The 25,555-nt window shown below is 67.1% G+C and carries 20 protein-coding genes; 9 read left to right on the plus strand and 11 right to left on the minus strand.

From position 1 onward, the window contains the following. The first annotated feature begins 5 nt into the window (after nt 1-5). From EYE42_RS08320 to EYE42_RS08335, 4 genes are read left to right on the plus strand one after another with little or no spacing between them, the layout of a single operon-like run. Nucleotides 6-686: a paraquat-inducible protein A gene (locus tag EYE42_RS08320; protein ID WP_130990855.1), complete on the plus strand. Its 681-nt coding sequence runs from the start codon at nt 6-8 to the stop codon at nt 684-686. Then, nucleotides 683-1,351 carry a paraquat-inducible protein A gene (locus EYE42_RS08325; protein WP_130990856.1) on the plus strand — a complete coding sequence of 223 codons (669 nt, stop codon included), beginning with the start codon at nt 683-685 and terminating at the stop codon, nt 1,349-1,351. Before EYE42_RS08320 ends, EYE42_RS08325 begins: the two co-directional genes overlap by 4 nt. A 7-nt stretch (nt 1,352-1,358) precedes the next feature. Then, on the plus strand, nt 1,359-3,677 hold the full coding sequence (locus EYE42_RS08330) for an MlaD family protein (protein WP_130990857.1): 2,319 nt from the start codon (nt 1,359-1,361) through the stop codon (nt 3,675-3,677). Between the two features lies 1 nt (nt 3,678). Beyond that, entirely contained in the window at nt 3,679-4,311 is a 633-nt protein-coding gene (locus EYE42_RS08335; RefSeq protein WP_130990858.1) for a PqiC family protein, read from the plus strand. A 62-nt stretch (nt 4,312-4,373) separates the two neighbouring features. On the opposite strand, the gene EYE42_RS08340 is transcribed toward EYE42_RS08335, so the two are convergent. From EYE42_RS08340 to EYE42_RS08355, 4 genes are all read right to left on the minus strand, one after another. After that, the gene (locus tag EYE42_RS08340; RefSeq protein ID WP_130990859.1) at nt 4,374-4,826 is read right to left on the minus strand and encodes a hypothetical protein; all 453 of its coding nucleotides are present in this window, start codon (nt 4,824-4,826) and stop codon (nt 4,374-4,376) included. A 153-nt stretch (nt 4,827-4,979) separates the two neighbouring features. Then, nucleotides 4,980-6,722, minus strand: coding sequence for a S8/S53 family peptidase (locus EYE42_RS08345; RefSeq protein WP_130990860.1), 1,743 nt, complete (start codon nt 6,720-6,722; stop codon nt 4,980-4,982). Continuing rightward, the gene (locus EYE42_RS08350) at nt 6,722-6,937 is read right to left on the minus strand and encodes a hypothetical protein (RefSeq protein ID WP_130990861.1); all 216 of its coding nucleotides are present in this window, start codon (nt 6,935-6,937) and stop codon (nt 6,722-6,724) included. Before EYE42_RS08350 ends, EYE42_RS08345 begins: the two co-directional genes overlap by 1 nt. A 7-nt stretch (nt 6,938-6,944) precedes the next feature. Continuing rightward, nucleotides 6,945-7,955 (minus strand): phosphatase PAP2 family protein, encoded by a 1,011-nt coding sequence (locus tag EYE42_RS08355; protein ID WP_165455745.1) that lies wholly within the window; start codon nt 7,953-7,955, stop codon nt 6,945-6,947. A gap of 183 nt (nt 7,956-8,138) precedes the next feature. Between EYE42_RS08355 and EYE42_RS08360 the strand changes: the two genes are divergently transcribed. After that, the gene (locus tag EYE42_RS08360) at nt 8,139-9,680 is read left to right on the plus strand and encodes an SARP family transcriptional regulator (protein ID WP_130990863.1); all 1,542 of its coding nucleotides are present in this window, start codon (nt 8,139-8,141) and stop codon (nt 9,678-9,680) included. Here the strand turns inward: EYE42_RS08360 and EYE42_RS08365 are convergent. The 6 genes from EYE42_RS08365 to EYE42_RS08390 all read right to left on the minus strand — a co-directional run bounded on the left by EYE42_RS08365 (nt 9,677) and on the right by EYE42_RS08390 (nt 16,333). Continuing rightward, nucleotides 9,677-10,747, minus strand: coding sequence for an endonuclease/exonuclease/phosphatase family protein (locus tag EYE42_RS08365; protein ID WP_130990864.1), 1,071 nt, complete (start codon nt 10,745-10,747; stop codon nt 9,677-9,679). The two genes, EYE42_RS08360 and EYE42_RS08365, sit on opposite strands and share 4 nt — an antisense overlap. A gap of 98 nt (nt 10,748-10,845) precedes the next feature. Next, entirely contained in the window at nt 10,846-11,640 is a 795-nt protein-coding gene (locus EYE42_RS08370; RefSeq protein ID WP_130990865.1) for an inositol monophosphatase family protein, read from the minus strand. Further along, nucleotides 11,627-12,976, minus strand: a complete 1,350-nt coding sequence (locus EYE42_RS08375) for a TldD/PmbA family protein (protein WP_130990866.1) — start codon at nt 12,974-12,976, stop codon at nt 11,627-11,629. Before EYE42_RS08375 ends, EYE42_RS08370 begins: the two co-directional genes overlap by 14 nt. Nucleotides 12,977-13,060: 84 nt before the next feature. Continuing rightward, nucleotides 13,061-14,707: a DUF2125 domain-containing protein gene (locus tag EYE42_RS08380; RefSeq protein WP_130990867.1), complete on the minus strand. Its 1,647-nt coding sequence runs from the start codon at nt 14,705-14,707 to the stop codon at nt 13,061-13,063. 171 nt (nt 14,708-14,878) lie between these two features. Beyond that, nucleotides 14,879-15,871 carry a glutathione S-transferase family protein gene (locus EYE42_RS08385; RefSeq protein ID WP_130990868.1) on the minus strand — a complete coding sequence of 331 codons (993 nt, stop codon included), beginning with the start codon at nt 15,869-15,871 and terminating at the stop codon, nt 14,879-14,881. Between the two features lie 51 nt (nt 15,872-15,922). Then, complete coding sequence (locus EYE42_RS08390) at nt 15,923-16,333, minus strand: DoxX family protein (RefSeq protein WP_130990869.1); 411 nt, start codon at nt 16,331-16,333, stop codon at nt 15,923-15,925. 146 nt (nt 16,334-16,479) lie between these two features. Here EYE42_RS08390 and EYE42_RS08395 point away from each other — a divergent pair, with 146 nt between their 5' ends. Continuing rightward, on the plus strand, nt 16,480-17,400 hold the full coding sequence (locus EYE42_RS08395; RefSeq protein ID WP_130990870.1) for a LysR family transcriptional regulator: 921 nt from the start codon (nt 16,480-16,482) through the stop codon (nt 17,398-17,400). A 153-nt stretch (nt 17,401-17,553) separates the two neighbouring features. On the opposite strand, the gene EYE42_RS08400 is transcribed toward EYE42_RS08395, so the two are convergent. Next, a complete protein-coding gene (locus EYE42_RS08400) occupies nt 17,554-18,000 on the minus strand; it encodes a hypothetical protein (RefSeq protein WP_130990871.1) in 447 nt (148 codons plus the stop codon). A 155-nt stretch (nt 18,001-18,155) separates the two neighbouring features. On the opposite strand from EYE42_RS08400, the gene EYE42_RS08405 reads away from it, so the two are divergent. From EYE42_RS08405 to EYE42_RS08415, 3 genes are all read left to right on the plus strand, one after another. Continuing rightward, nucleotides 18,156-19,082, plus strand: a complete 927-nt coding sequence (locus EYE42_RS08405) for a glucokinase (RefSeq protein WP_130990872.1) — start codon at nt 18,156-18,158, stop codon at nt 19,080-19,082. Nucleotides 19,083-19,198: 116 nt separating this feature from the next. After that, nucleotides 19,199-21,052 carry an autotransporter assembly complex protein TamA gene (locus EYE42_RS08410; protein ID WP_130990873.1) on the plus strand — a complete coding sequence of 618 codons (1,854 nt, stop codon included), beginning with the start codon at nt 19,199-19,201 and terminating at the stop codon, nt 21,050-21,052. Beyond that, on the plus strand, nt 21,052-25,551 hold the full coding sequence (locus tag EYE42_RS08415; protein WP_130990874.1) for a translocation/assembly module TamB domain-containing protein: 4,500 nt from the start codon (nt 21,052-21,054) through the stop codon (nt 25,549-25,551). The genes EYE42_RS08410 and EYE42_RS08415 overlap by 1 nt, the downstream gene beginning before the upstream one ends. The last annotated feature ends 4 nt before the right edge of the window (nt 25,552-25,555 follow it).

The raw sequence follows: 25,555 nt of genomic DNA on the forward strand, positions 1-25,555 counted from the left end.
CAGGGATGGACACACCCGAACCCTATGATCTGACGACCGGCCGGGGGCTGATGGCCTGCCCCCGCTGCGACGCCCTGCATGTCGAGGAGGAACTGGAAACGGGCGAAACCGCGCGGTGCATCCGCTGCGGGGGCGTTCTGGCAAAGCCGCGCGGGGGCGCCTTTACCCAGTTGATCGCCCTGTCCTTCACGACGGTCGTGCTGATGATGGGGGCGATCTTCTTTCCCTTCCTGGAAATCTCGCGCATGGGGTTCGGCAATGCCACGTCGCTGTTCGGGGTGGGCATGGCCTTTGCCGACGGGGTTTTGCTGCCCCTGGTGCTGGCGGTCATGGCGATGATCGTGGGCCTGCCGCTGCTGCGGGCCTTTCTGCTGGTCTATACGCTGGCGCCGCTGGCACAAGGACAGGCGCCCTACCGCCATGCCGCGCGCGCCTTTCGCTGGTCGGAACTGATGCGCCCCTGGTCCATGGCCGAGATTTTCGTGATCGGCACCGCTGTTGCCCTGGTCAAGGTCGCGGGCCTTGCGACGGTTCATCTGGGTCCGGCATTCTGGGCGTTCTGCGCGCTGATCCTGGTCAACCTCGCCTCGCGCGGGTTCATGTGCCAGACCACCATCTGGGACGCGATCGAGGATGCGGGCCTGCATACCGACGGGCGCGAGATGGCCCGACGCCCCGCGCCATGACCCCAGGCGTGCCCGATGCCCCCGTGCTGACCGCCCATCGCGCGGGACTGGTCGGATGCCGGTCCTGCGGCCGGGTCTGGCCCGAGGATCAGGCCGACTGCAAACGATGCGGCGCGGCTCTGGTGCCGCCCGACCGTCGGGGCCTGCAAAAGGTCTGGGCCTGGTGGTTCGCGGGCCTCATCATGTATGTGCCCGCCAATCTCTTCCCGATGATGCGGACCCAGACCTTTGCCGGTCTGCAGGGCAGCTCCGAGGCGACCATCCTGGAAGGCGTGGTCGAGCTGATGCATTACGGCAACTACGACATCGCCATCATCGTCTTTGTGGCTTCGATCATCGTGCCGATGGCCAAGTTCGTGTCGATCGCCTGGCTGGCGATGGTGGCGGGCAAGCCCGCGACCATCGAACAGGCCCATACGCGGCTGAAGATTTACGAAGTCGTGGAGTTCATCGGCCGCTGGTCGATGATCGACGTGTTCGTGGTGGCGATCCTGTCGGCTCTGGTGCAACTGGGGTTCGTGGCCTCGATCCATCCCGGTCCTGCGGCGGTGTCGTTCGCGCTCTCTGTTGCCTTTACCATGCTTTCCGCGCAAAGCTTTGATCCAAGACTGATCTGGCGCGGGCTGCCGCTGCGAAGCCGGACGGACGACATGGGGCAGGACTGACCGCAGGATGACCGATACGCCGCCGCCGAAACCGGCAAGTCCCGTGCGCAAGTCCGCCGCGCGTGCGGCACAGGCGGGTCTCAATGTCATCTGGCTGGTCCCGATCCTGGCTTTGCTTGTGACGCTGGCGATCGCCTGGAACGCCTATTCCACACGGGGCGACATCATCGAGGTCGAGTTCATGGACGCGACCGGCGTGACCCCGGGCGAAACCGCCCTGCGCTTCCGCGAGATCACCGTGGGCCAGGTCGAATCCGTCCGCTTCACGTCTGATCTGTCGCGGGTGCTGGTGTCCATCCGCGTGGACAAGGACGTGGCCCCCTATATCGACAGCGACGCTGCATTCTGGATCGTCCGCCCCCAGGTTACGGCCCAGGGGGTTTCGCGGCTGGACACGGTGCTGACCGGATCCTTCATCGAAGGATATTGGGACGCCGAAATCTCGGGCGAGCGAAGCCGTTTCGATGGCCAGGACCGCCCGCCCCTGGTGCGTACCGACACGCCCGGCACCTGGGTCACGCTGACGATGGAGAATGCCGATGGCATCACCGACGGCGCGCCGGTGCTGTATCGCGGCGTTCAGGTCGGGAGGATGGAAAACCTGCGCCTGTCCGAAGCCGAGGATCAGGTGATCGCCGATGCCTTTATCGAATCGCCTCATGACCAACGGCTGACCAGTTCCACCGTGTTCTGGGACACGTCGGGCTTTTCGCTGTCGCTGGGTGCCTCGGGCGTGTCGTTCAACGTCAATTCCCTGTCCTCGCTGTTGCAGGGGGGCGTGTCCTTCGACACCCTCATCAGCGGCGGCCAGCCGATCCAGCCGGGCCACACCTTCGTGTTGCAGCCCGACGAGGATACGGCCCGCAACGACATCCTGGCCAGCGACAACGCCGCACCCCTGCGCATCAGCATGTTGATCGACGATTCGCTGCGCGGCCTGTCCAAGGGGGCCGAGGTGCAGTTCCAGGGCCTGCGCGTGGGGCAGGTCACCGATCTGGCGGTGACAGTCGACAACGGCACCGACCGCGCCCGGCAGATCGTGACCCTGGCCATATCCCCCTTCCGTCTGGGTCTTGCCGACGACGCCACGCCCGAGGAGGGCCTGGCCTTCCTGCAAGAGGCCGTGGCCCAGGGCCTGCGCGCCCGCGTGGCCAGTGCGGGGTTCCTGGGCACGTCGCTGATGGTGGAACTCGTGGATATCCCGAACGCGGCGCCCGCGCAGATCAACATGGATGCCGATCCCCATCCGATCATTCCCTCGGTCCCCGGCGATCTGGACGATTTCTCGGCCAGCGCCCAGGATTTCCTGACCCGCATCGGAGACCTGCCCTTCGAGGCGGTTCTTGATTCGGCCACCAACATGATGAACAGCATCACCACCCTTGCCAGTTCCGAGGATACCCGCGCGATTCCCGAAAGCCTGCGCCAGACGCTGGATCAGGCGCGGGGGGCGGCCACCGACATCGGCGGCATGGCCCGCGATTTGCGCGATGCCGGAACCTCGGAAAACCTCGCCCGTCTGATCGACGAGGCTGCCGCCGCGGCCGAAGCGGTCCGTCTGGCCGCCGCTGCAGCACCCGCAATGGTGGAACAGATCGATGCGGCCGCCGCGGCAGTAGGGGAATTCGACTTTGCCGCTGTCAGTACCCAGGTCGAAACCCTCCTTGCCGACCTGCGCACCATCCTGGGCAGCGAAGAGGCCGCACAACTGCCCCGCACCCTGTCCGAGACGCTTCAGGCCGCCCTGGCGCTGTTGAACGGCCTGCGCGAGGGTGGGGCCGCCGAAAACCTCGCCCGTCTGATCGACGAGGCCGCCGCCGCCGCCCAGGCGGTCCGCCTGGCCGCCGTCGATGCCCCGGCGATGGTCGATCAGATCGACGCCGCCGCAGCGGCGGTCGAGCAATTCAACTTTGCGGACATCAGCGCCCAGGCCGAGGGCATTCTGGCCGATCTGCGCGCCATGCTGGGCAGCGAGGATGCCGAACAACTGCCCCGCAACCTGTCCGACACGCTCGAGGCCGCCTCGGGTCTGCTGAACGATCTGCGCGAGGGTGGCGCGGCGGGCAATCTGAACGACGCGCTGGACAGCGCCAGCACCGCCGCCGACCAGGTGGCTGCCTCGGTCGAACGCCTGCCGCAACTGATCGCACGGCTGGAAGCCACGGCGGCGCGGGCCGATTCGGTGCTGGCCTCCTATGGCGACCGTTCGGCCTTCAACACCGAAGCCGTAAACATGCTGCGCGAATTGCGCCGGGCGACCGAGGCATTCGGTTCGCTGGCCCGGATGATCGAACGCAACCCCCGTGCCTTTATCCTGGGACGATGACATGAAGCCTGTTCTGCGCCCTGCCCTTGTCTGCCTTGGCCTTTTGGGGCTGGCTGGTTGCTCCAATCCGGAAAAGACCGCGCGCTATCCGATCGACCCGCCGGTCATGGGCGAACAGGTGCCCGACCGGCTGGGCAGCGCCGAATTGAAGGACGTGTCCCTGCCCGAATACGCATCAAGCCAGGAGGTCGCCTTCCAGACCGGGGACGGCGCCATCCGGTCCACCCCCGACAACCTGTGGGCCGACAACCCGCAGCGCGCCTTTACCCTGACCTTGGCGCGGGCGATCTCGGATGCTTCGGGCGCGACCGTTATCGGCGAGCCCTGGCCCCTGGCCGAGCCTCCCCGCCGCGCCCTCGAGGTGCGGGTGGAACGCGCACTGGCCCAAGCCGACGGGGTCTATCGCCTGTCAGGCCGCTATTTCGTGTCCGATGAAGGCAGCGGGGGCGCAAATCACGCCCGCAGCTTTGACATCGCCGTGCCCATGGGCGGAACCGGGCCTGCCGTGTCTGCTGCTGCGGCCTCGCAGGCGATCGCCCAGCTTGCGCGGCAGATCGCCACCCTGTCCGGGCCGGGCCGCACCATCGCCACGACCGCCCCCGCCGATCCCTTCGATGTCGATCCCTTGTTCTGAAAAAGAAATTCTGGCGGATGGGGAAAACCATCCGCCAGATACCCGCAAACACTGAAAACCGGTTACATCTCACCGCGCGGGTCGCTTCCATCGCGGTCTGGAAAGGTATCGCCGCAGGGATCGGTCCGGCCCATCACGCGAACGATGACGGGCAGAACGAACCGGTCGAAACAGCGACGATCCGGGGCAAAGGCGCCGGGACGTCCGACGCCTCCGCAGTCTTCGCAGTCCTCGATGCCGCCCCAGCAATTTGAACAGGCACCCAGGGCGCAGGCCAGCATCTCGAGCTGATCGACAAGAAGCTGGTTCTCCTGCTCGAGCCGCTGGAACGCGGTCCAGCTTGGACGGGCGGGTTCGGCGAGAGGAGCACCGCCCCCTGCCCGTCCGGTTATTGCCGCCATCAGATCCCGCTGCATTTCGCGGTCCGGCGCATTCCGCGCACCCCCCGGCCCGCTGCCCAGAAACTGAAGCGCGGCAATCACGTTGTTGAAATTCGGAATGGTGTCGCCCGGCATGTCCGTTTCCCCCTTTGCTGCCTGTCTGTGGGTCGTCATCCCAGGCGACCGATGATCGCGTTCAATGGAATCACCCTGCGCCCCTGCCGTGAAACCGGCGTGAATCGGCACGGCCCATGCCTGTGAAAAAGACAGGAACGGGGAATCAATCGGTCAGTATTCGGGAAATCGCGTGTCCCGCCCTGCGACAGGGCCGTCCTGCCCGGGTCCAAAGACTGTGTTCGCTCTGGTGACGATGGCCGCGCGGTCCAGGGGGCTTGCATTGCCCGCAAGCACTTCGGCCAGCCACCGCGCCAGTTGCGGGCCGGCAAGCGAAGTGCCGGAGGCCAGGCCGAAACTGCCGCTGTCGCGGCCCCGCACAATCATGCCACCGTCGGTCGGGCTGCGATCCACCGCGGCCAGGCAGTCGCCCGGCAAACCGGTCTTCAGCAACCCGACATAGGGCGTTGTCCGCCCGGACCGGCCATAAGCCGCCCCCGCCCGCAGCGGCCTTTCGCCCGTCGCATAGGCGTTGACCGTATCGGTGCGGATCACCTTGGGACGGCCGCCATTCTCGGCATCGGTCAGGATCGGCCACCCGGCCGGATCATGGCTGCGATAGGCGGGATCATAAAACCAGCTCTGCCGCGCGCCGCCGCGATAGCCCCGGATCACCTCGTCGCGCTGGGCGGACAGGTCATAGATGCCCGCCGGGGCATTGCGGGGGATGGCGATCTTCCATTCGCCGGGCGGGGCGAACGGCTCGCCCAGCCGCTCGGGACAGGTGGGCAGGGCGATCACGACGATGCCGTCGCGCCACTGTCCGTCGCGCGTCAGGTGCGGCTGGTAATAGGCGCGGGCTACTGCCTTGCCGCCGGGATCCGACAGGATCGAATATTGCCAGGGCACGGTGAAGGCCGTGGTTGCCGGCGCCATGCCGGGGGGCTTCAGCGTGACCTGAAGGACGGGCCCCGGGCCCGAGGCACCGGGCGTGCGGGGCGGGCCCCAGATCTCGACGGCATTGATGGTCGGATCGTCGGGCGGCAGGCGCCAGGCGATCGTCTCGCCAGGTCGCAGCCTGGCCCGCAGCCGCGCCTGGCGGTGGTTTCCGACCGGAAACACGAAATGCACCGGCCCGAGGCCCGGCACCCCGTGTTCGGACACGGCATCCATGAACCGTTCCAGCGGCGTCGATCCGTCGCGCGGCCCGGCAGTCAGGCCCAGGCTGATGTTGATGACCACCGGCAGCCGAACCACCGCCGCGTTGGGCTTTCGCCTTGTTTCGATAAACCGGCACAGGCGCCGCGCGCGGTTGAGAATGAACAGGATGCCTTCCAGGATCGGGACGGTTGCGACCACCCCCGTGGAATCGGCGATGATCCGGGGCGGCAGGCTGACGGCGATCAGCGGATGGTTCCGGGCTGCCGGATCGTCGGGCGGAAATCCCGCCGCCAGCGTCGTCACGCTGGCACCATGGCCATGCTGGAACGCACCCGAGGGGATGCCGGGGCGCGTCATGTCCACGGCCCCGGTCCGGCGATAGATCGCATCGTCGTCCAGCCCGCTGTTCAACAAGCCCGACAGCTCTACCCCGCGCCATTCCGCACCGGTCGGCAGGTCGATCCCCACATCCTTCCGGAATTTCGCGTCCTGCATCCAGACGGCCGCCACGCGGGACAGCTTGCCCGTCACCGTCAGGGACTGGTGGACAAAGGGAATCGCATCGTCGATCACGCCGATGATGCAGCCGCTTTCCGGGCTGGGCAGGGCGTCCTCTGGCAGATACGCGAGCCTGGCGTCGTCGGGGTCGTCGGTCAAATCACGCTGCCGGGGATTGGGGGCGTCTTGCGACAGGATGCCCGCCGGATCCTCCAGAAACTCGGAAAACGCCGTCACGATGGCATGGGCCAGCGCCATCAGCCCAGACTTTCCTCGATCATTTTCCGCAGCGCCTTTTCCAGTTGCCAAGGCAGTTCGGCGCCCGCTTCGGAGTCAAGATCGGGCCGTTGCAGCTTGTCGTCGCGGCTGGTCCGCAGGTCATAGAAATAATGCAGATAGGCCGACTGGCCGGGCCGGTATTCGGCAAAGGCTGCCTCCGGGTCGGACCAGCGCGGAGCGGGAGGGGATGTCATGGCGATCTCAGCTCCATCGGCTGTCCCATTCTTCGGCCCCGCGCTTGCACAGAGACTGCCACAGCGGCGCGGGCCGGACGTTGGATTCGCCCTGGGGAATCTTCGTTGCTTCGTCGTCGTCCTTCATCATCTTGTCCAGGACGGCGTAATGGAAATCGCGGGGTTTTCCGTCAGTGCGAAACTTCGTCCCGTCGAATCCGGCCGATCCCACCTTTCCGTCCGCCTTCCCCCGCGCCATCAGATAGCGGCCCAACTGGATGCCCAGGATCGCGCCGGCGGCGCTGTCCACGGGATAATGCATTCCCGCCACCGTCCGGTTGATCGCGATCCGGCAGGCCAGCCGATATACCTGGCTGTCGCTGACCACTGCCGTGCCCGGTTTGTCCAGCAGCGACAGCATGGTCGCCAGCGTAAAGACCTGCGTCGCATGGCCGCTGGGAAAGCTCGGATGCGGCGGCTCGGCGATCATCGGCTGGATGCGGTCGCTGAACTGGCTGGGGCGGGGACAGCCCAGCGCGATCTTGACGCGCATCACAACGGGCGCGACGATATCCAGCGCGCATTCCAGCATCTCGGTCACGGCGGGGCAGCGGACCGGGGTCACCGGCAGGATGCTGACAAAGAAGGGGATCAGATCCCTGACCTGCACCAGAATCTCGGCGGCGCGGTCGGCCCGCAACTCGGCATAGGTCGCGACCATCGGCGCGGCATCGTGGAAATCGCCGATGCCGGGCCGGACCAGTTCGGCCAGGGGGGTGTAGTCTACGCTTGTCGCGCTGCCCCCCGCCTTGCGGCGCAGAACCGTGAAGGCCTTTGCGGTCGGCTTGACCGGATCGTATTCGGCGCAGTCAAAGCCGATATCCTCCATCAGTTCGGCGATCAGCGCCTGGTGGCGATATTGCCGGCCCATCCGTTCCAGCCGCTTGTCTTGACCAAGCGTGACATCCTGGCTCGTCCCTGGGCGCACGATCTCGGTTCCGACGATGGCGTCGCGACACTGCATGAGGGCGGCGGCCATCAGGCTTTCCGCCGATCCGCCCGATCCCCCATAGCCCTGGCCTTGTTGTCCTTGCTGACCCTGCTGACCTTGTAACAAGGACATGGTCCGACCTCATTAACCAGGATGAATCGAAAACATGGTATCTTTGCCGTAAGGGAAAGGTTAACAAGGACTCGGAAAATCGCCTAGACATTTCTGTGCATGCAGCCGCTGACGCTTCGACTGATGGGGCCGGTCGAATTGATCGGGCCAGGCAGCCTGTGCCTGACGCCGCGCGGGATGCGAGCGCGTGGCGCGCTGGCGGTGATGGGCAGCGCGGCCTCCATGCGGGTCTTGCGCGCCAGGTTGCAGGATCTGCTGTTCAGCACGCGCGACCCCGATCATGCCAATGCCAGCCTGCGCCAGGTGCTGCGTGAAATCAGGATCAGCCTGGGGGATGCGCGCGACGCGCTGATCAGCGGGCCGGGATGGGTGGGCCTCGATCCGGCCATGGTGCGTGTGGACATGACCGCGCGACCCGGACCCGATGGGCATATGCCGGACTTTGCCGCCGACCTCGACATCGACGACCCGGAATTCGAGGACTGGCTGCGCGACGCCCGGATGCACGCCGAACAGGTCGTGACCCCCGCCGAGCCCCAGGCCTTGCTGCTGCCGGTTCTGCTGACGACCGAGCCGGTGGCGAGCGACCTGGACAGCGGCGTGATCGCGGCAATGGTGATGGGCGAGGCCGCGGGCCGGGTCTGCGATCTGGTGCCGATGGTCCTGGTCGCTGAAATGGCCGATCCGGGGCAGGCGGCGATCGTGCTTTCCGCGGTGGCCAACCGCCATGCCGACGGCACCCACCTGCTGATCAGGCTGAGTTATCGCCCCGGTTTCCGGACGCTCTGGTCGCATAAATTCGTGCTGCGCACCGACGACCTGACCAACGCCATGAGCGATTGCACCGGCCAGATCTGCACCGGCATCCTGCGCGTACTGGAAGCCCTGCGCACCGTCGATGCCGCGCTGGCCGTCTCTATCGCGGATGTGTTCAGCTACAACGCGGCGCGGCTGCAGCGGGCCGAACAGGCGCTGGCACGGATGAACGACGGGGCAAACGCATCGCTGACCATGGCCCTGCGATCCTGGGTGATGACCACGCAGGTCTTTGAACGCCTGGTTCCCGATCCGCAGGGCAGCATCGAGGAGGCACGCGATCTTGCCATAAGGGCGCGCGAGGCCGATCCCTACAGCGCGACCGCCCTGGCGGTCGGTTCGCTGGTCGAGGGTTATCTGAAGCGTGGACCCGTCAGCTTCTGGCTCGCGCAGCAGGCTGTCCAGATGAACGCGCGCAATTTCGTGGCGCGCTATGCCTATTCCCAGGCCCTGACCGATCTCGGGCGCCACCGGGAGGCCCATCGCGAAGCCAAGGCAAGCCTGGCCGAGGCGCTGCCGGTGCTGAATCCGGCCACCTTGCAGATGCGCATGGGCATTGCCCTTACCCGGCTTGGCCGCCTGGACGAGGCCGAGGCGCGGTTCGAAGCCGTCCAGCACTTCGCCCCCGACAACCGCCCCTCGCTGCGGTTCCTGGCGGCGCTTCGGTATCGGCGCCACGACGAGGCAGGGGCCTTGCAGGCCCTGAGGGCCCTGAAGACCATCGAGCCGGGATTTTCGCTCGATCAGATGCGCAGCGACGGCTATCCGGTCGCCACCCTGCGCGAAGGCGGGCTTCTGGGGGTGACGCGGTCGGGCCTGATCTAGGCGGACGGCCCTTCCTCCTCGAGGATCCGTTCGGCCTCCTCGACCATCGGGTTCCAGTCAAAGCGGGCCACGATGATGCCATGGTCGTTATAGCCCAGTCGCTTGCGCTGGGCCTCGGAGGCGGTCAGGTGGTCGTTCAGCACGCGCATCTCGCGAAAGGACCATTTGCGGATCGACGAATGGTCGTAAAACGAATCCGACACCATGATGTGGTCCAGCGACTCCATCTGGTTCTTGTGGATATAGGTGTAATAGACATGCCGGAAAGACCGCAGTTGTTGCAGCTTTTCGACCGTGTACAGCCCCAGGTCCGATTTCCGCCCCGCCGTGCTTTTGGCAAAGAAGCGATAGCCGGGATTGCCGGTCAGCAGTTCGGTCGAAACCGCGGTCGTTGCATCGTTGAGATCCCCCAGCACCACGACCGGACGGTCGTTTCCGTCCATCTCGTCGTTCAGGATGGCGCGAAAGGCCCCGGCCTCGACCATCCGGCGCACATGGGACACCACGCTGCGCGCGATGAAGCTGTGGCGCTGCAAGACCGGGTTGTCGCCGTCGCGGCGCAGGGATGTCGGCCCCTTGGACTTCAGATGCGCCACATAGACCAGGACGTCGGGGGCGCCGCGCGCGTTGTTCACCAGCACCCGCAGCAACGGGCGGGAAAAGCGGCTGATGGACACGCTGACCGTTTCACGGGCATCGCGCGATTCCTTGAGGTCGACGAACCGCGCGTCAGGGGGCAGATCCTCGATCCATTCCGGTTCGGATTGCAGCATCCCCTTGCGCAGCGCCAGGGCCACTTGGATCGAGGGCGGATCGGTGGTCCGCGCCACAAGGTCATAGCGGTCCTTCAGTGCGGGCCGGTCCAGCACCTCGGCCAGGGCATCGGCATTCCAGCATTCCTGAAAGCCAATGATGTCGGCGTCGATGGCATCCAGCATGCGTTCCGAAAAGGCGATCTTGGCGTCGTATTCCGCCTGGGACCAGCCGTCGCGATCATAGATCGGCCGGTCCGGCAGGTTCAGGTTCAAAAGGTTGAAATTGGCAAAGCTGATGTCCCGGCGTGCCATTGCCTTGGCCCCGATATCCTGTGATCGCCCAAGAATAGCACCAAACCGCGCAGAAACACCGGGCAAATGACGGGTGTCACCGGGGCGTCATCCCGATGTCACGGCGGGGTCGGCCGCTCCATCGCCGCCAGCATGTCGCCGTGCAGGGCCGGGCCTGCGACGATCATGCCGTCCACCGTGGCGCGCGGGCTGTTGAACCGCATGGGCCGTCCATGCCGATCCGTGGCAACGGCGCCGGCCCGTTCGGCGATCAGGCTGCCGGCGGCGATGTCCCATTCCCAGACATGGCGCACCGACAGAGCCGCGTCGAACCGCCCTTCGGCCACCAGACACAGCCGCCAGGCCAGCGAGGGACGGAATTCGCGGCGGAATGGCGGGGTTCGGCCACCTTTCCAGTGTTCGGGATCGGTGGCGGACTTGTAGGTCAGCACTCGTGCGCCTGCCATCCTTGCCCCGCTGGGCCGGATCGGCTGGCCGTTCAGCAGCGCCGGGCCGTCTGCAAAGGCCGAAAAGGTCAGTTCCATGGCGGGCAGATGCACGGCGGCGGCGATGATCCGGTCGCCTTCGGCCACTGCCAGCGAATGGGCAAAGCCCTCTTGGCCGGCGATAAAGGCGCGGGTGCCGTCGATGGGGTCGATGATGAAGCAGCGCCGCGCGTCCAGCCGGGCCGCATCCGCCTCGCTTTCCTCGGACAGCCAGCCATAGTCGGGCCGCGCAGAGGTCAGCATGTCCTGCAGGGCCTCGTTGACGGCCAGGTCCGCCTCGGTCACGGGGCCGGCATCGCCGGGCTTGTCCCAGGCTTTGGGATCGGCGCGCCAGAATGACATCGCGATCGGTCCCGCCGTCCGCGCGGCGCGCAGCAGCAGATCCAGATCCGCCTCAGGCGCCGGCAACGGTCATTCCCCGGACCAGAAGGCTGGGCACCTCGGTCCCCCGCCATGGCAGGGCGTCGCCGGCCGCCACCAGGGTCAACAGCATGTCGCGCAGGTTGCCGGCGATGGTGCATTCGTTGACCGGGTGGGCGATCTGTCCGTTTTCGACCCAGAATCCCGCCGCGCCGCGTGAATAATCGCCCGTGGTGCCGTTGATGGACGCCCCCAGCATCGAGGTCACGATCAGCCCCCGGCCCATGTCGGCGATCAGGTCATCCTGCGTGGCCGTGCCCGGCGTCAGGATCACGTTGCTGGTCATGGGCGAGGGGGCCGAGGCCATGCCGCGTGCCGCCGATGCGGTGCTGTCCATCCCCAGCTTGCGCGCGGTCGCCAGATCCAGCGTCCAGCCTTGCAGGACACCGTTTTCCACGATCCGGCGGCTGCGGGTGGGCAGACCTTCGGCATCGAAAGGCCGAGAGGAGGGATAGCGCGGGCGCAGCGGGTCTTCGACCAGGTCGAACCCTTCGGGCAGGACCGGCTGGCCCAGATCCTTGCGCAGCCAGCTTGCGCCGCGAGCAACCGCGCTGCCGTTCACCGCCGACAGCAGATGCCCGATCAGAGACCCGGCAACGCGGCGGTCATACAGGATCGGAAAGGCCCCGGTGGGCGGCTTTCGCGATCCGGCGCGGGCCAGCGCGCGTTCGGCGGCCAGCCGCCCGATCTCCTCGGGTTCGGGCAGATCCTCGGCCCAGGCCCGCGACTCTCCTGCATAGTCCCGTTCCATGCCCAAGCCTTCGCCGGTGATGGCCACGGCCGAGACGGCATGGGTCGTGCGTTCATAGCCGCCCGAAAACCCGTTCGAGGCCGCGAGCCAGAAAAACTGACGGCTGAATCCCGCATTGGCCGTTTCGACCTGCGATATGCCGGGGGTGTCGCGCGCCGCCGCCTCGGCCCGCAAGGCCGTGTCCTGCAACCGGTCGGGCAGGGGGTCGGCGCCCTGATCGGCGATCTGCAAGCCCGCCGCGTCGCGCCCGCGGGCAAGCTGATCGGGATGGGCCAGTCCCACCGTATCGTCCTCGGGCGCCTCGCGGGCCATGGCGACGGCGCGTTCGGCCATGGCCCTGATCGCGTCAGGGCTGTGATCCGTGGACGACACGCTGGCCTGCCGCCCGCCGATCAGCACGCGCAGGCCGATCTGGCGCCCCTCGTCCCGGTCGGCCTGTTCCAGAACCCCGCTGCGCACGTCGATGCTGACCGAATGTCCGGACTGGGCCAGAACATCGGCCTCCTGCGCGCCCGCGCGCCGCGCCGCATCCACCACCGCTTCTGCCAGCGACTGCAAATCCACGGGTGCCATCGCCTCTCCTGTCATGCGTCTGTCTGCCTTTGCCATGCAAAAGGCCGGGACCGTCGCCCCGGCCCCGATCCTGATTGTCCGTGCCTAGCGAACCTGTTGGCCATTGGCAAAGACCGCCCCGCCTTCGCGGAACTCGATTTCCGAGGTCAGGCGGTCGGGATCGTCCTCGGCTGGCCGCGCGAACATGGTCAGGGCCATGCGAATTCCCATGATCTGTTCCTGCGGCACAAGGCCCATGGTCACCAGCGTGTCCAGAAGGCCGTTCACCCCTTCGAAGGTGCCGTTCAGGCGGCCGACAGGTTGGGCCGGATTGTCGCCAAAATCCAGAGACCCGGTGATTTCGGCGCTGGCACCCGCCGCGTCAAGGGCGACGCGGTTCACCGTCACGTCCTGCGGTGCAAAGGGTGGGGCCGGGGGAACGGCCGCGCCGGCACTGTCGGTTTCGGGCTGGCCCGCCGCGGGATCGAACAGATTGTCCGTCAGGGTCACATTGCCGTCCACGTCCACGACCAGGCTGGCCGGATCGCGCGGCAACTGGCCCGTCGGGTCGAACAGGGCCCAGATGCCGTCGGCAAAGGTCACGGCTTCCAGCGCATAGGCCAGACGGAAGGGCTGCGCGCTGTCCGCCCCCATGACCGGAATCATCATGTCTGCGGATGTGCGGTCGGCAGCAAGGCTGAGGGGGAACGGCAATTCGCTCAGCGTCATCTCGATCCGGGTGTCGGCGGTGTTCCCGGCATAGTTCAAGCCGTTTGCCGAAAGCTGCATTCGTAAATCCGAAAGCCCGGTTGCGAAGGTGCCGTTGCCGGTCTGGTCCGCGCCCTCCTCGTTCTGGCCTGTCATGGCAAAGCTGCCTTCCAGCGCCTGATAGGCCACGGCGGCATCGACGGTCATTCCGGCCGCCAGGGCCTCGGTCAACTGGGCCCCGTTCTCAAGGGGCTGGTTGGGCATGGCGTTGCTGCCCTTGACCGTCAGATCGGTCAAACGCGCCCGAAAGTCGATGCTGCCGCCTCCGGTGGCTTCTGCCGTGCCGCTGCCTTCGGTGGCGCTGCCGGCAGGATCGCGGGCAGGATCGCGGGCAGGGGCGGGGGGCACGGTTCCCGCGATCTGCATGGCGGCCTCGGCGACCGCCATGTCAAAGGTCGCTTCCACATCCTCGCCCGTTCCGTTGCGCTGCGATCCGGCCAGATCGGTCAGGCTCGCCGTGAAGGGCAGGGTGGCGTCGCCCTCTGGCCCGACCGGAATATCCAGGCTGACCGACACCGTCGGATAGGCATATTCGTAGAGCATGTCCTCGGGCGTGCCGGATACCAGAATTTCGTTTCCCGGGGCGCTGATGGTGCCGTTCACCGCAAGATCGGCCGGCTCTGCGTCAGTGCTGGTGCCGGCTCCTTCGGCTGTGCCCGTATCCTGCGGGGCAGGGGCCGGAAAGGTGCTGTTGATGGCCACGTCCCCGTCGATGACCAGACGCACCCGCGCATCGCCCGTCTGCGAGAGTGTCATCTGCGGAACGGTCAGGCGGGTGCTGCCGTCGCTGTTGGTCGTCGCAAAAACGGCATCGCGCACGGTCAGGGTGTTTCCGGCATCCTCGACGCTGGCCGTCACCTCGTAGCCGCGATCGGCGCCATAGCGCTGCACGTTTTCCCAGACCTGCGCGGGGGTCACCTGGGCCAGGACCGGTGCGGCACCCAGCCCGAGCGCCAGAACGGAGGTTGCAGTCAAGCGGAACATGCCGGAAACCTTTCGGGGACATATGAACCCGGATTTTGTCGCACAGTGTTCCGCAAAGGCCAAGGACGCAATCGCGTGACCGGCCCAGCCGCCCGAGGTGTCCCCTTCAAGACATCGCCTGCCGGGATGCGGATGATCGACGCACCCGTGCATCAGGGGCCAGCGGGTCTTTCACCGGGCTTCGCCCTCTGCATCCGGGGCTTTGATCCTTTCCAGCAGGTCGATGACATGCCGGGGGCCTGCGGGCACGATGCCGGCGGGGTTCAGCGCCTTGATCGAATAATATCCGGCCTTGATGTGATCGAGGTTTACGGTATCGGCCACGCCCGGCAGGCGCAGGATGCGATCCTGATAGGCCGAAAGGCGCGGGTAATCGGCAAGGCGACGGATATTGGTCTTGAAAAGGCCGTGATAGGCCGCGTCGAATCGGATGAGGGTCACGAACAGGCGGATGTCGGCCTCGGTCAGGCGGCCGCCAAACAGGAAATCGCCGGTCAGCCTTTGTTCCAGCCGGTCGAGCATCGCAAAGACCCCGGTCACCGCCTCGTCATAGGCCGCCTGCGTCGAGGCGAAACCGGCCTTGTAGACGCCGTTGTTCAGGCTGTCATAGATCTCTGCATTCAGGGCGTCGATCGCGGCTGTCAGGTCGGCGGGACAGAGGTCGGGCCTGCCGGGCGCCAGATCGGCAAAGGCGGTGTCGAACATCCGCAGGATTTCGGCGCTCTCGTTGCTGACGGCCGTGTCGGTCCGCTCGTCCCACAGCAGGGGCACCGTCGCCCGCCCGCTATAGCTGGCGTCGGCTCGGGTATAAAGTTCATGCAGATGCGCGGCGCCATGCAGCGGGTCGGCATCGGCGCCCGGATAGCCCCCGAAGCCCCAGCCCTGTTCGGTCAGCACCGGGTTCACGACCGTCACCGCCACCAGGTCCTCCAGCCCCTTCAGCTTGCGCGCGATCAGCGTGCGCGAGGCCCAGGGACAGATCAGCGCCACATACAGGCGATAGCGCCCGGCCTCGGCGCGAAAGCCGCCGGTGCCGGTGGGGCCGGGGCTGCCGTCGGGGGTGATCCAGTTGCGAAAGGACGACACCTGCCGCACGAAACGGCCCTGATCGTCCTTGGCCTGCACCGGGTGCCAGTCCGTCGTCCATCTGCCGTTCACAAGCATGGCTTGCTCCTTTCCGGGGGGTGGGGCCGCGCCGGGGCGCGGCAGATGCCGTCAGGCGGTCAGGCGTTTCGTGGGCGCCAGCGCATAGGGACCGTCGCCCAGGGCCGCCAGGGCCGCCTGTACGATGGCCCACATCACCGGATATTCCCAGCCGCCGCCGGCGTTCGACCAGTTGAAGCCTGCGCTGCCATGGCCAAAGACCGCCGCGCCCAGAAGAACGGGAACAAAGGCCAGGGAAACGAGCCGCACCTTGATCCCCAGGATTAGCGCGAGTCCGCCGCCGATCTCGAACAGCATGGTCAGCCAGCCCAGCGCACCGGGCAGTCCGATGGATTCGAAAAAGCCCGCCGTCCCCGCCGGTGTAAAGACGAACAGCTTGATAAGGCCATGAACCAGAAACAGGGCGCCGGTCGTCACGCGCAGCGCCAGGATGCCCAAGGGGGCGGTTTTGGGGTCGATCATGTCGGTTCTCCTGATAAAGGGCCAGCGGGCCATATGCCCAGTTTCCGGCCCGTTGCTTCATGGCCTGAATATGCCCATCAGGTCACATGGCGGAAATGGCGGTATTGTGGTATCATTACCTTCGGGACGTTCTGAATGGAGGGGGCATGGATCTGGTCGACGGGATGCGGGTCTTTGTGGCGGCCGTCGAGACCGGATCGTTCGCCGGGGCGGCCGGTCGGGTGGGCATTTCGCCCAAGCTGGCATCCAAATACATGGCCGAGCTGGAAGCCCGGATGGGCACGCCGCTGTTGTATCGCACCACCCGGCGCCTTGGCCTGACCACGGCGGGACAGCGGCTGATGGCCCAAGCCCCCGACTGGCTGGATCAGCTTGACGAGATGGCCAGCGGCCTGCGCGACGAACAGCGCGGCCTGTCGGGCACCATCCGCATCTCGGCTGCGGTCACGCATGGCGAAATGGTGATCGCCCCCCTGCTGCGCCGGTTCAGGACGGCCCATCCCGACCTGGTGATCGACCTGCGTCTGTCGGACCGTTTCGTCGATCTGGTGGCCGATGGAATCGACCTTGCCGTTCGCATCGGAAAGCTGGACGATTCAGCCCTGATGGCGCGGCGGCTGGGCCGCATGAGCCTCGTTCTGGTCGCCTCGCCCGGCTATCTGCGCAATCGCGGGCATCCTGCCACCCCCGACGATCTGCCGGGCCATTCCTGCATCCGCGACACAAACATGCGGGGCGACGGCAGTTGGCCCCTGATCGACGGGGGGCAGGAACGGCGCGTCAGGGTCACGGGGCATTTTCTGGTGAACAGTGCCCGATCCGCCCGGGATCTCGCGCTTGCGGACGAAGGCATCGCCTTTTGCCCCGATCATGTCGTCCGCGACGATCTTGAGCGGAACCGGCTGGTGCAGGTGCTGCCGCATATCCGTGGCCCGCGACTGGACATCCATGCCGTCTATCTGCGCCAGCGCCGCATGACGCGCCGCAGCCGGGATCTGCTGGCATTCCTGGTCGAGGCCCTTGGCGGGAATACGGCGCAGGATCAAGGCGGGCCGGACGCGGGCTGACCGCAGCCTCGTCCCGCTGACCGCAACCGGGCCGGTGCCTGCCATAGCCACTTTGCACAGCTTTCTGCTGGCCGGGCGGCTGGGTCCGGTCTGGCTTGACGGACCATCCGAGTGGGGACGGCCCGATGCAGGGGCGGAACCGGCCCAGGCCGGTCAGCGCAGTCCCGCTGTGTGGAAATACACCTCTACATCTCTTCCCGCGTCATAGCCGATGCCCGAGGCGATGATGCAACTGGTGCCGTCGGCGCGCGGCGCCACCAGCGTCCAGGTGCCCATCTGATCGGACGCCCACAATTCGGTCGCGTCCTGCCCGATCGCGGCAGGACCGGTCCCGGCCACGGGGGCTTCGGCAAAGTCATGTTCCAGGGTCTGGTGAATCTCGGCGTCCGCGGCACAATAGGGCTGATCGCCTGCGGCCATCTCGGATAGGGGCAGGGTCTGCGCCCGTTCAAGCAGAACCTCGACGGGAACGCCCGCCATGGCGGGCCATGCCTGCACGGGCTGGTCGGGGCGGGTTGCCGAAACGGCGGGCATGGCCATCGACAGCATGACGCTGCCGGCCAGTCCAAGGCGGGCGATGCGGGATGCGATGCGGGTCATGGGTCGGCCTTTCGTCCTTTGTCTGTGCCTTGAAAACGATCCCTGACGGCAAGGGGTTCCGAAATCCGCCGCGGTGCGGCGTTGCGCCGCCTGCCGAAACCGGGCAAGTCTGGAACGGGCGAAGGACCGGGACGACAGAAAGGGACCAGACGGCGATGGCAATACTTCTGGCCGATGTGGGGGGCACCAATGCCCGTTTGGCAATGGCGCGCAACGGCGGCATCGACCGGGACACAGTGACCCGCTTTCGCGGCGACGATTACGCGACCTTTGACGACGTGGTGCGCCAGTTCCTGCAGGAACAGGACCAGCCGCGCATCAGCGCCGTTTGCGTCGCCGTGGCCGGGCCGGTCAGCGGCGGCAGGGCCCGGCTGACCAATCGCGACTGGGATTTCGACGAAGACCGGCTGGCGCGGCTGGCCGATGCCGATCGGGTGCGTCTCATCAACGATCTGACGGCGCTGGGCTATGCCACGCCCGTTCTGGGGGGCGACGGTTTGGCCACCCTGCGCCCCGCGCCCGCCGGCCGGGCGCGCAACGGGCAGGGCCTTGTGGTGAACCTGGGCACCGGCTTCAACGTCTGCGCCGTTCGAAGCCTGCCCGGCGGCGGCGTCGCCGCGCTCGAGGCCGAGGAAGGCCATACCCGGCTGCCCGTACACATCCACCAGCGCCTGCTGGAGGCCGTGGGGCAGGGGGCCATCACGGGCTTTTCCTCGACCGAGGAGCTTTTCGCGGGCCGCGGGCTGTCGCGCCTGCACGCGGCTTTGACGGGCACCCCCCCCATGCGCAGCGAAGGGATAGACGCCGCCGCAGCCGCGGGCGAGGCGGCGGCAGGCGCGACCTATGACCTGTTCGTCGAACTGGTGGGTCTTTTGTGCCGGGAACTGGCGCTGCGGTTCATGCCGCTGGACGGGATGTTCCTGGCGGGCAGCGTCGCGCGCAGCATCGCCGTCCGGATGGAGCGGTTCGAGGCCGCCTTTCTGTCCGAGCCCTACATGCGCCACATCCCTGAAAACACGCCGGTCTTTCTGATCCGCGACGACATGGCGGCGCTGCACGGCTGTCTGGCCGCCCTGTCCTGAGGATCACAGCTTTCGGAAAGCTGAGCGCCCGCCGCGTTTTTGCCGATGAATCGCTGGATTCGGCGGCGCGATCCTGTTCAAATGGCCACAAAGCAAGAACGGGCAGGGCGGAAACGATGCGGGCATATCTGCGGGCAGTGCTGATAGCCGCGGCCACGGCGGGCCTGGCCAATGCCGTCTGGGCGCAATCCTCCAATCCTTTTTCTGGCCTGTTCGGCGGCACGCGGGACGAAGGCCCCGTATCGTTGCGGTTCCAGGTCCAGGGCGGCGACGACCTGGATCAAAGGCTGCGCAATGCCTCGCTGATCGCCGGGGCGCTGGCCGAAGGGCGCGTCACGGGCCAGGACGTTCTGGCAGCGGCCCGCGCCGATTATGCCCGCATCCTGGGCAACCTGTATGACCTGGGCTATTACTCTGCGATCATCAACATCACCCTGGACGGGATCGAGGCGGCCGAGATTGCGCCCCTGGACGCGCCCGAGGCCGTGCGGTCGGTGGTTGTCGGCGTCCAGACCGGCCCTCGCTTCCGGTTCTCGCGCGCGGCCATCGCGCCGGTTGCGCCGGGAACCGATCTGCCGGACGAATACCGCCAGGGCGAGGTGGCGGGCAGCGGCACGATCCGGGGGGCCGCCCGCGCCGGAATCGAGGGATGGCGTAATGTGGGCCATGCCAAGGCCGAAGTCGCGGGCCAGGACATCACGGCCGATCACGTCAACGCCGCCGTGGACAGCCGGATCGGCCTTGCCCCCGGCCCCGCCGTCCGGTTCGGGCGGCTGAACATGCGCGGCTATGACCGCATGAATCCGCGCCGCCTGGCCAAGATCGCGGGGCTGCCCGAGGGCGAACGCTTCGATCCCGAGGCGGTCGAGGACGTCCGCAAGCGCCTGCGCCGGTCGGGCGTCTTTTCGGCGATCACGCTGGAGGAAGCCGAAACCCTGAACCCAGACGGCAGCATGGACATCGACCTGACGGTGGTCGAACAGAAACCCCGCCGCATCGGCGCGGGGTTCGAGATCTCGTCCACCGATGGGGCCATGGTGTCGGCCTACTGGATGCACCGCAACCTGCTGGGGGGTGGTGAACGCCTGCGCATCGACGGCCAGGTCAAGGACATCGGGTCAGACACCAGCGGCAAGGACGAGGAGATCACCCTGCGCATCGATCGTCCGGCCACGCTTACGCCCGACACCACGGCCTATGTGCTGACCGGCCTCGCCCGGATGCGCGAGGAGGATTACGACGAGGATACCGGCACGATCGGCCTGGGCTTCAACCATATCTTCAGCGACCGGTTCACCTTCGATACGGCCATCCAGTACCAGTTCTCGCGCGTGTACGACGACCTGGGCGAAACCGACTTCAAGGTTCTGGCCCTGCCCACGGCGGTGATGTGGGATGCCCGGGACGACGAGAACAACGCCAGGCGCGGCTATTACCTGCAAGGCGAGGCCACGCCCTTCAAGGGCTTCGACGGCACCGATTCGGGGGTCCGCCTGCTGGGCGAGGGCCGCGCCTTCTATTCGCCGGGCGCCGAGGATCGCTTCACGCTGGCGGGCCGTGCCCGCATCGGCAGCGTGCTGGGCAGCGAAATCGGCAACACCCCGCGCAGCTATCTGTTCTTCTCGGGCGGCGGCGGCACCGTGCGCGGCCAGCCCTATCAGTCGCTGGGGGTCGAGGAAATCCAAGGACCGAACGGGCCGATCAAGACCGGCGGCGCCAGCCTGGCCACCCTGTCGGCCGAGATCCGCTGGCAGGTCCGCGAACGGATCGGCGTCGTGGCCTTTGCCGACTATGGCGAGGTCTGGGCAGAGGATGGCTGGACCGGGGGCAGCGACGCCCATTCGGGCGCCGGGATCGGCGTGCGCTACAACACGCCCATCGGGCCCTTGCGCTTTGATGTGGCGGGGCCGACCGGGGGCGACACCGGCGAGGGCGTGCAACTCTATCTGGGACTGGGGCAGGCATTCTGATGCAGATCCGGCTGATGCGCAAACTCTGGCTGGTCCTGTTCGCGATCCTGTTGCCGTTTTCGGCAATGTCGCAGAGCGCGGCCGAAATCTCGCAGCAGGAAAGCGACGACAGGGGCTTTCTGACCCGGCTTCTGGAACGCAACCTGTCCAGTGCGGGCCGCGAGGTCGTGATCGACGGCTTTCAGGGCGCGCTGTCCTCGCGCGCGACCTTTCGCCGGATCACCATTGCCGATGGCGAGGGCGTCTGGCTGACGCTGAACGACGGCGCGATCCAGTGGAACCGGTCGGCCCTGCTGCGCGGCCGGATCGAGATCGCGGAACTGGCGGCCCGTGAAGTCCTGCTGCCACGCTTGCCGCTGGGCGAGAAGCAGGCCCCCACCGCCGAGGCGCGCGAGTTCGAATTTGCCCTGCCTGAATTGCCGGTGGCGATCAATATCGACCAGATCCGGACCGACCGGGTCGACCTGGGCGAGCCCGTGATCGGCCTGGCGGCCGCGATCTCTCTGACCGGCGGCATGAGCCTTGAGGGCGGCGAAGGCCAGGCCCGCCTGGCCATTCAGCGGCTGGACGGCCCGCGCGGCAACTTCGATCTGGACACGGCCTATTCGAACACCTCGCAGATCCTGCGCGTGAACCTGACCCTGGACGAGGCCGCCGACGGCCTGCTGGTCAACCTGATCGACCTTTATGACAAGCCGTCGGTCGTCGCAGAAATCAGCGGCGAAGGCCAGATCAAGGATTTCGGGGTCGATATCCGGCTGGCGACCGACGGGCTGCCGCGCGTGACGGGCCGGGTGTCCGGGGCGGGCGGGCCGGATGCGGCGGGCAATCCCGGCACCGATTTCCGCCTGCAACTGGGCGGCGATGTGGCCTCGCTGCTGCCGCCCCAGGACCGGACCTTCTTTGGCGATCAGGTGCAGCTTCGGGCCGAAGGCTGGCGCGGCGACGACGGGCGCCTGCAAATTCCCACCCTGAACCTTGTGACCGAGGCCCTGTCCCTGGACGGGTCGTTGGCTGTGAATGCTCAGGGCGCGCCGCAGAATGCGGAATTGCGGATTGCCCTGGGATCGGACGCCGGCGCGGTGCAGGTGCCCGTCCCGCTGCCCTTTGCCGGAGAGAACGCAACCGTCGAATCCGGCCGTCTGGACCTGAACTATGATGCGGCCCAGGGCCAGGGCTGGACGCTGCAGGGCCGCGTCGGCGACCTGGATCTGGGCGATGTGTCGCTGGGCGACCTGCGGCTGGAGGGGTCGGGCGCGGTTGTGCTGGACGCCGGGCGCCTGTCATCGGTCAATGGAGGGGTCCGCTTCGGATCGCGGCAGATGACCTTTGCCGATGCCGGGTTGGCCCAGGCCGTCGGGCCGGACATCGACGGCAGCACGACCTTTGATTTCACCCCCGGCAATGCCGTGGAATTCAGCGACCTGTCCGTCACGGGCACGGATTACGGCCTTGATGGTCTGCTGCTGCTGTCGGGGTTGGGCAGCGGCTTTGTCCTGTCCCTGGATGCCGATACCCGCTACGAGGATCTGGCCCGCCTGTCGGGTCTGGCCGGACGGGACATGCGGGGTCGCGCCGATGCCAGCCTCAGCGGTTATTACAGCTTTCTAAGCCGCGGTTTTGACATCGACGCCACCGTTTCGGGTTCCGGCATCGCCGTGGATCAGCCGCAACTGGATCGGTTGCTGGAAGGGCGGTCCACCATCAGACTGGACGCCCGTCGCGACGAGACCGGCATCGAGATCGAGAATCTGGCCGTCAATGCCCAGGGCCTGACCGCCCAGGCCCAGGGTTACGTGAACAGCCTCTCCAGCGACGTGACGGCCACCATTTCCCTGCCGTCGCTTCAGGATGCGGACCCGAATTTCTTGGGCGCGTTGCAGGCGGATGCGAAACTGTCCGGGCCGTCCGGCGCGCGCCAACTGACCCTCAGCGGCGAGGCCGAGGATCTGCGCATCGGCATCGAGGCGCTGGACAACGCCCTGGGCGGCACCACGACCCTGACCGTCCTGGCCGGAGAACGGGACAGCGGCTACGAGGTCGAGGTGTTCCGGCTGGCCAACCCGCAATTGCGTGCCGAAGGGCGGGGCCGCTTTGTGCAGGGGGGGCTGGACGGAACCGTGGATCTGGCCGTGCCCGACCTGTCGGCCATCCGCGCGGGCTGGGCGGGCGGACTTGATGTGATGGCGCGGCTGACCGAACGGGACGGCACCCGCCTGGTCGATGTGACGGGATCGGGACAAAACCTGTCCCTGGGTGTCCAGAATGCGGATGCCGCGCTGACGGGCACCACCCGGCTGCGCCTCTCGGCCGAGGAGCGGGACGGGATCGTCACCGTGCGCGACATGCGCCTGACCAACGATCAGATCGACGCCACGGTGCAGGGAACCTATGGTCCGGGCGTCACCGATATCGCGGCCGAGGTGGGCGTCAGGTCGCTGGCTCCCTTTGGTCCCGGCTGGCGCGGGGCGCTGGATCTGACCGGCAGTTTCCGCGAGGCGGGCGACGGGGCGCGGCGGCTGGAAATCGAGGGCACCGGGCAGGATCTGGCCTTTGGCCAGGCCCAGGTCGATGGCGCTCTTGCCGGCGAAACGCGGCTGGCCGTCACTGGCACCGAACGGGACGGCGTGTTCACCATCGAACAGGCTCGGATCGACAACCCCCGCCTGACGGTGGATGCCGCCGGAACCCTGGGCGGCGATCAGACCGATCTGGCGGCACAGGCCAGTGCCCAGGATCTGCGGTTTCTGGGCAATGGCATCGGCGGCGCCCTGACTGCCGACGCCCGGCTGGTCCAGCAGAACGGCAACCGCCAGGTGACGGCCAGCGGAACCGCTGACGGACTGTCGATCGGCCAGCCACGGATCGACCCGCTGCTGGGCGGCCAGACCCGTTTCGACATCGCCGCCACGCAGGGTCCGGACGGGCTGTCGTTCCAGCGTCTGGACGTGGAGAATCCCCAGATCCGGGTCGAGGCCAGTGGCGACACGGCCAGCGGCATGGCCGTGTCGGCCCGGCTGGCTGACCTGGGCCTGATCCAGCCGGAATTTCCCGGCCCCGTTCAGGCCAGCGGCACGATCCGCGAGCAGGGGGCGGATTTTGCCCTGGACGTGAACGCGACCGCGCCGGGCAGCACCACCCTGCGGATCGCCGGCACGGCGGCGCGGGACTTTTCGTCCCTGAACCTGTCGGTTGCGGGGGGCGCCGACGCCTCGATCGTCAACAGCATTCTCCGCACCCGCAGCATCGAGGGACCGCTGTCCTTCGACCTGACGGTCAATGGCCCACCCGCGCTGCAATCGGTGTCGGGCCAGGTGCGGTTGACGGATGGCCGGATCGCCGATCCCGGCGCGGGCATCCGGCTGGAAGGGGTGACCGCCACCGTCGATCTGTCGGGGGGCCGGATCGCCCTGGATGCTGCCGCGGCCGTTGCGGCCGGGGGGCGGATCCAGGTCAGCGGGCCGGTGGACGTGCAGAACGGCACCTTGGACCTGACGATTGTCCTGGACGGGGTGGTCGCCCGCGATCCGAACCTGTACGAAACCGTCGTCAATGGCCGGTTGCGCATGTCTGGCCGCAACGCCGAAGGGCCGCTGATTTCGGGGGTGATCGATCTGGGTCCGACGGAAATCCGCATCCCCTCGACCGGGCTCGGGGGGGCGCGGGCGATTCTCCAGATCGAGCATGTGGGCGACACCCGGCCGGTTCGGGCCACCCGCGCCAAGGCTGGGCTGGAAGGCTATCCCAGCGACGCCGCGCGCGATGCGGGAATGGCGGGGCCGCCATCGACTCCGCCATCCGCCCCACCACGGCTGGATCTGCGTATCAACGCCCCCAATCAGGTCTTTGTTCGCGGCCGGGGGGTGGACGCCGAACTGGGCGGGTCGCTTCAGGTTCAGGGCACGACGCGAAACGCCATTCCCATCGGGTTTCTGGAACTGATCCGTGGCCGCGTCGATCTGTTGGGACGGCGATTCACCCTGACCGAGGGGCTGGTCGAACTGCAAGGCAGCCTGATCCCGGTGATCCGCCTGGTGGCCGAAACCGAACAGAACGGAATCACCACCCGCATCATCTTCGACGGCGAGGTGCGCGACCCCGAGATTACCTTCGAATCCTCGCCCGACCTGCCCGAGGAGGAGGTTCTGTCCCAACTGCTGTTCGGGCGTGGCCTGGACAGTATCAGCCCGCTTCAGGCAGCCCAGCTTGCCAATGCCATTGCGGTTCTGGCGGGGCGCGGCGGCGCGGGAATCATCGGCAACCTGCGCGATCAGGTGGGCCTGGACGATCTGGATCTTGCAACCGACGACCAAGGGAATGTGCAGGTCCGGGCCGGCAAGTATCTGTCCGAAAACCTGTACACCGACGTTGCGGTCGGCGCGGACGGTCGCAGCACCCTGAACCTGAACCTTGACGTGACCGATTCGCTGACCGCGCGGGGCTCGGTCGGGACCGACGGCGACAGTACGCTGGGGATCTATTTCGAACGGGATTATTGAACAG

The organism is Paracoccus subflavus (assembly GCF_004310345.1).
Classification (GTDB): Bacteria; Pseudomonadota; Alphaproteobacteria; order Rhodobacterales; family Rhodobacteraceae; genus Paracoccus; species Paracoccus subflavus.

Excerpts from the sequence above, each read along its gene's own strand:
- EYE42_RS08320 (WP_130990855.1), top strand. The coding sequence starts at position 6 with ATGGACACACCCGAACCCTATGATCTGACGACCGGCCGGGGGCTGATG.
- EYE42_RS08325 (WP_130990856.1), top strand. The coding sequence starts at position 683 with ATGACCCCAGGCGTGCCCGATGCCCCCGTGCTGACCGCCCATCGCGCG.
- EYE42_RS08330 (WP_130990857.1), top strand. The coding sequence starts at position 1,359 with ATGACCGATACGCCGCCGCCGAAACCGGCAAGTCCCGTGCGCAAGTCC.
- EYE42_RS08335 (WP_130990858.1), top strand. The coding sequence starts at position 3,679 with ATGAAGCCTGTTCTGCGCCCTGCCCTTGTCTGCCTTGGCCTTTTGGGG.
- EYE42_RS08340 (WP_130990859.1), bottom strand. The coding sequence starts at position 4,826 with ATGCCGGGCGACACCATTCCGAATTTCAACAACGTGATTGCCGCGCTT.
- EYE42_RS08345 (WP_130990860.1), bottom strand. The coding sequence starts at position 6,722 with ATGGCGCTGGCCCATGCCATCGTGACGGCGTTTTCCGAGTTTCTGGAG.
- EYE42_RS08350 (WP_130990861.1), bottom strand. The coding sequence starts at position 6,937 with ATGACATCCCCTCCCGCTCCGCGCTGGTCCGACCCGGAGGCAGCCTTT.
- EYE42_RS08355 (WP_165455745.1), bottom strand. The coding sequence starts at position 7,955 with ATGGCCGCCGCCCTCATGCAGTGTCGCGACGCCATCGTCGGAACCGAG.
- EYE42_RS08360 (WP_130990863.1), top strand. The coding sequence starts at position 8,139 with ATGCAGCCGCTGACGCTTCGACTGATGGGGCCGGTCGAATTGATCGGG.
- EYE42_RS08365 (WP_130990864.1), bottom strand. The coding sequence starts at position 10,747 with ATGGCACGCCGGGACATCAGCTTTGCCAATTTCAACCTTTTGAACCTG.
- EYE42_RS08375 (WP_130990866.1), bottom strand. The coding sequence starts at position 12,976 with ATGGCACCCGTGGATTTGCAGTCGCTGGCAGAAGCGGTGGTGGATGCG.
- EYE42_RS08380 (WP_130990867.1), bottom strand. The coding sequence starts at position 14,707 with ATGTTCCGCTTGACTGCAACCTCCGTTCTGGCGCTCGGGCTGGGTGCC.
- EYE42_RS08385 (WP_130990868.1), bottom strand. The coding sequence starts at position 15,871 with ATGCTTGTGAACGGCAGATGGACGACGGACTGGCACCCGGTGCAGGCC.
- EYE42_RS08390 (WP_130990869.1), bottom strand. The coding sequence starts at position 16,333 with ATGATCGACCCCAAAACCGCCCCCTTGGGCATCCTGGCGCTGCGCGTG.
- EYE42_RS08395 (WP_130990870.1), top strand. The coding sequence starts at position 16,480 with ATGGATCTGGTCGACGGGATGCGGGTCTTTGTGGCGGCCGTCGAGACC.
- EYE42_RS08400 (WP_130990871.1), bottom strand. The coding sequence starts at position 18,000 with ATGACCCGCATCGCATCCCGCATCGCCCGCCTTGGACTGGCCGGCAGC.
- EYE42_RS08405 (WP_130990872.1), top strand. The coding sequence starts at position 18,156 with ATGGCAATACTTCTGGCCGATGTGGGGGGCACCAATGCCCGTTTGGCA.
- EYE42_RS08410 (WP_130990873.1), top strand. The coding sequence starts at position 19,199 with ATGCGGGCATATCTGCGGGCAGTGCTGATAGCCGCGGCCACGGCGGGC.
- EYE42_RS08415 (WP_130990874.1), top strand. The coding sequence starts at position 21,052 with ATGCAGATCCGGCTGATGCGCAAACTCTGGCTGGTCCTGTTCGCGATC.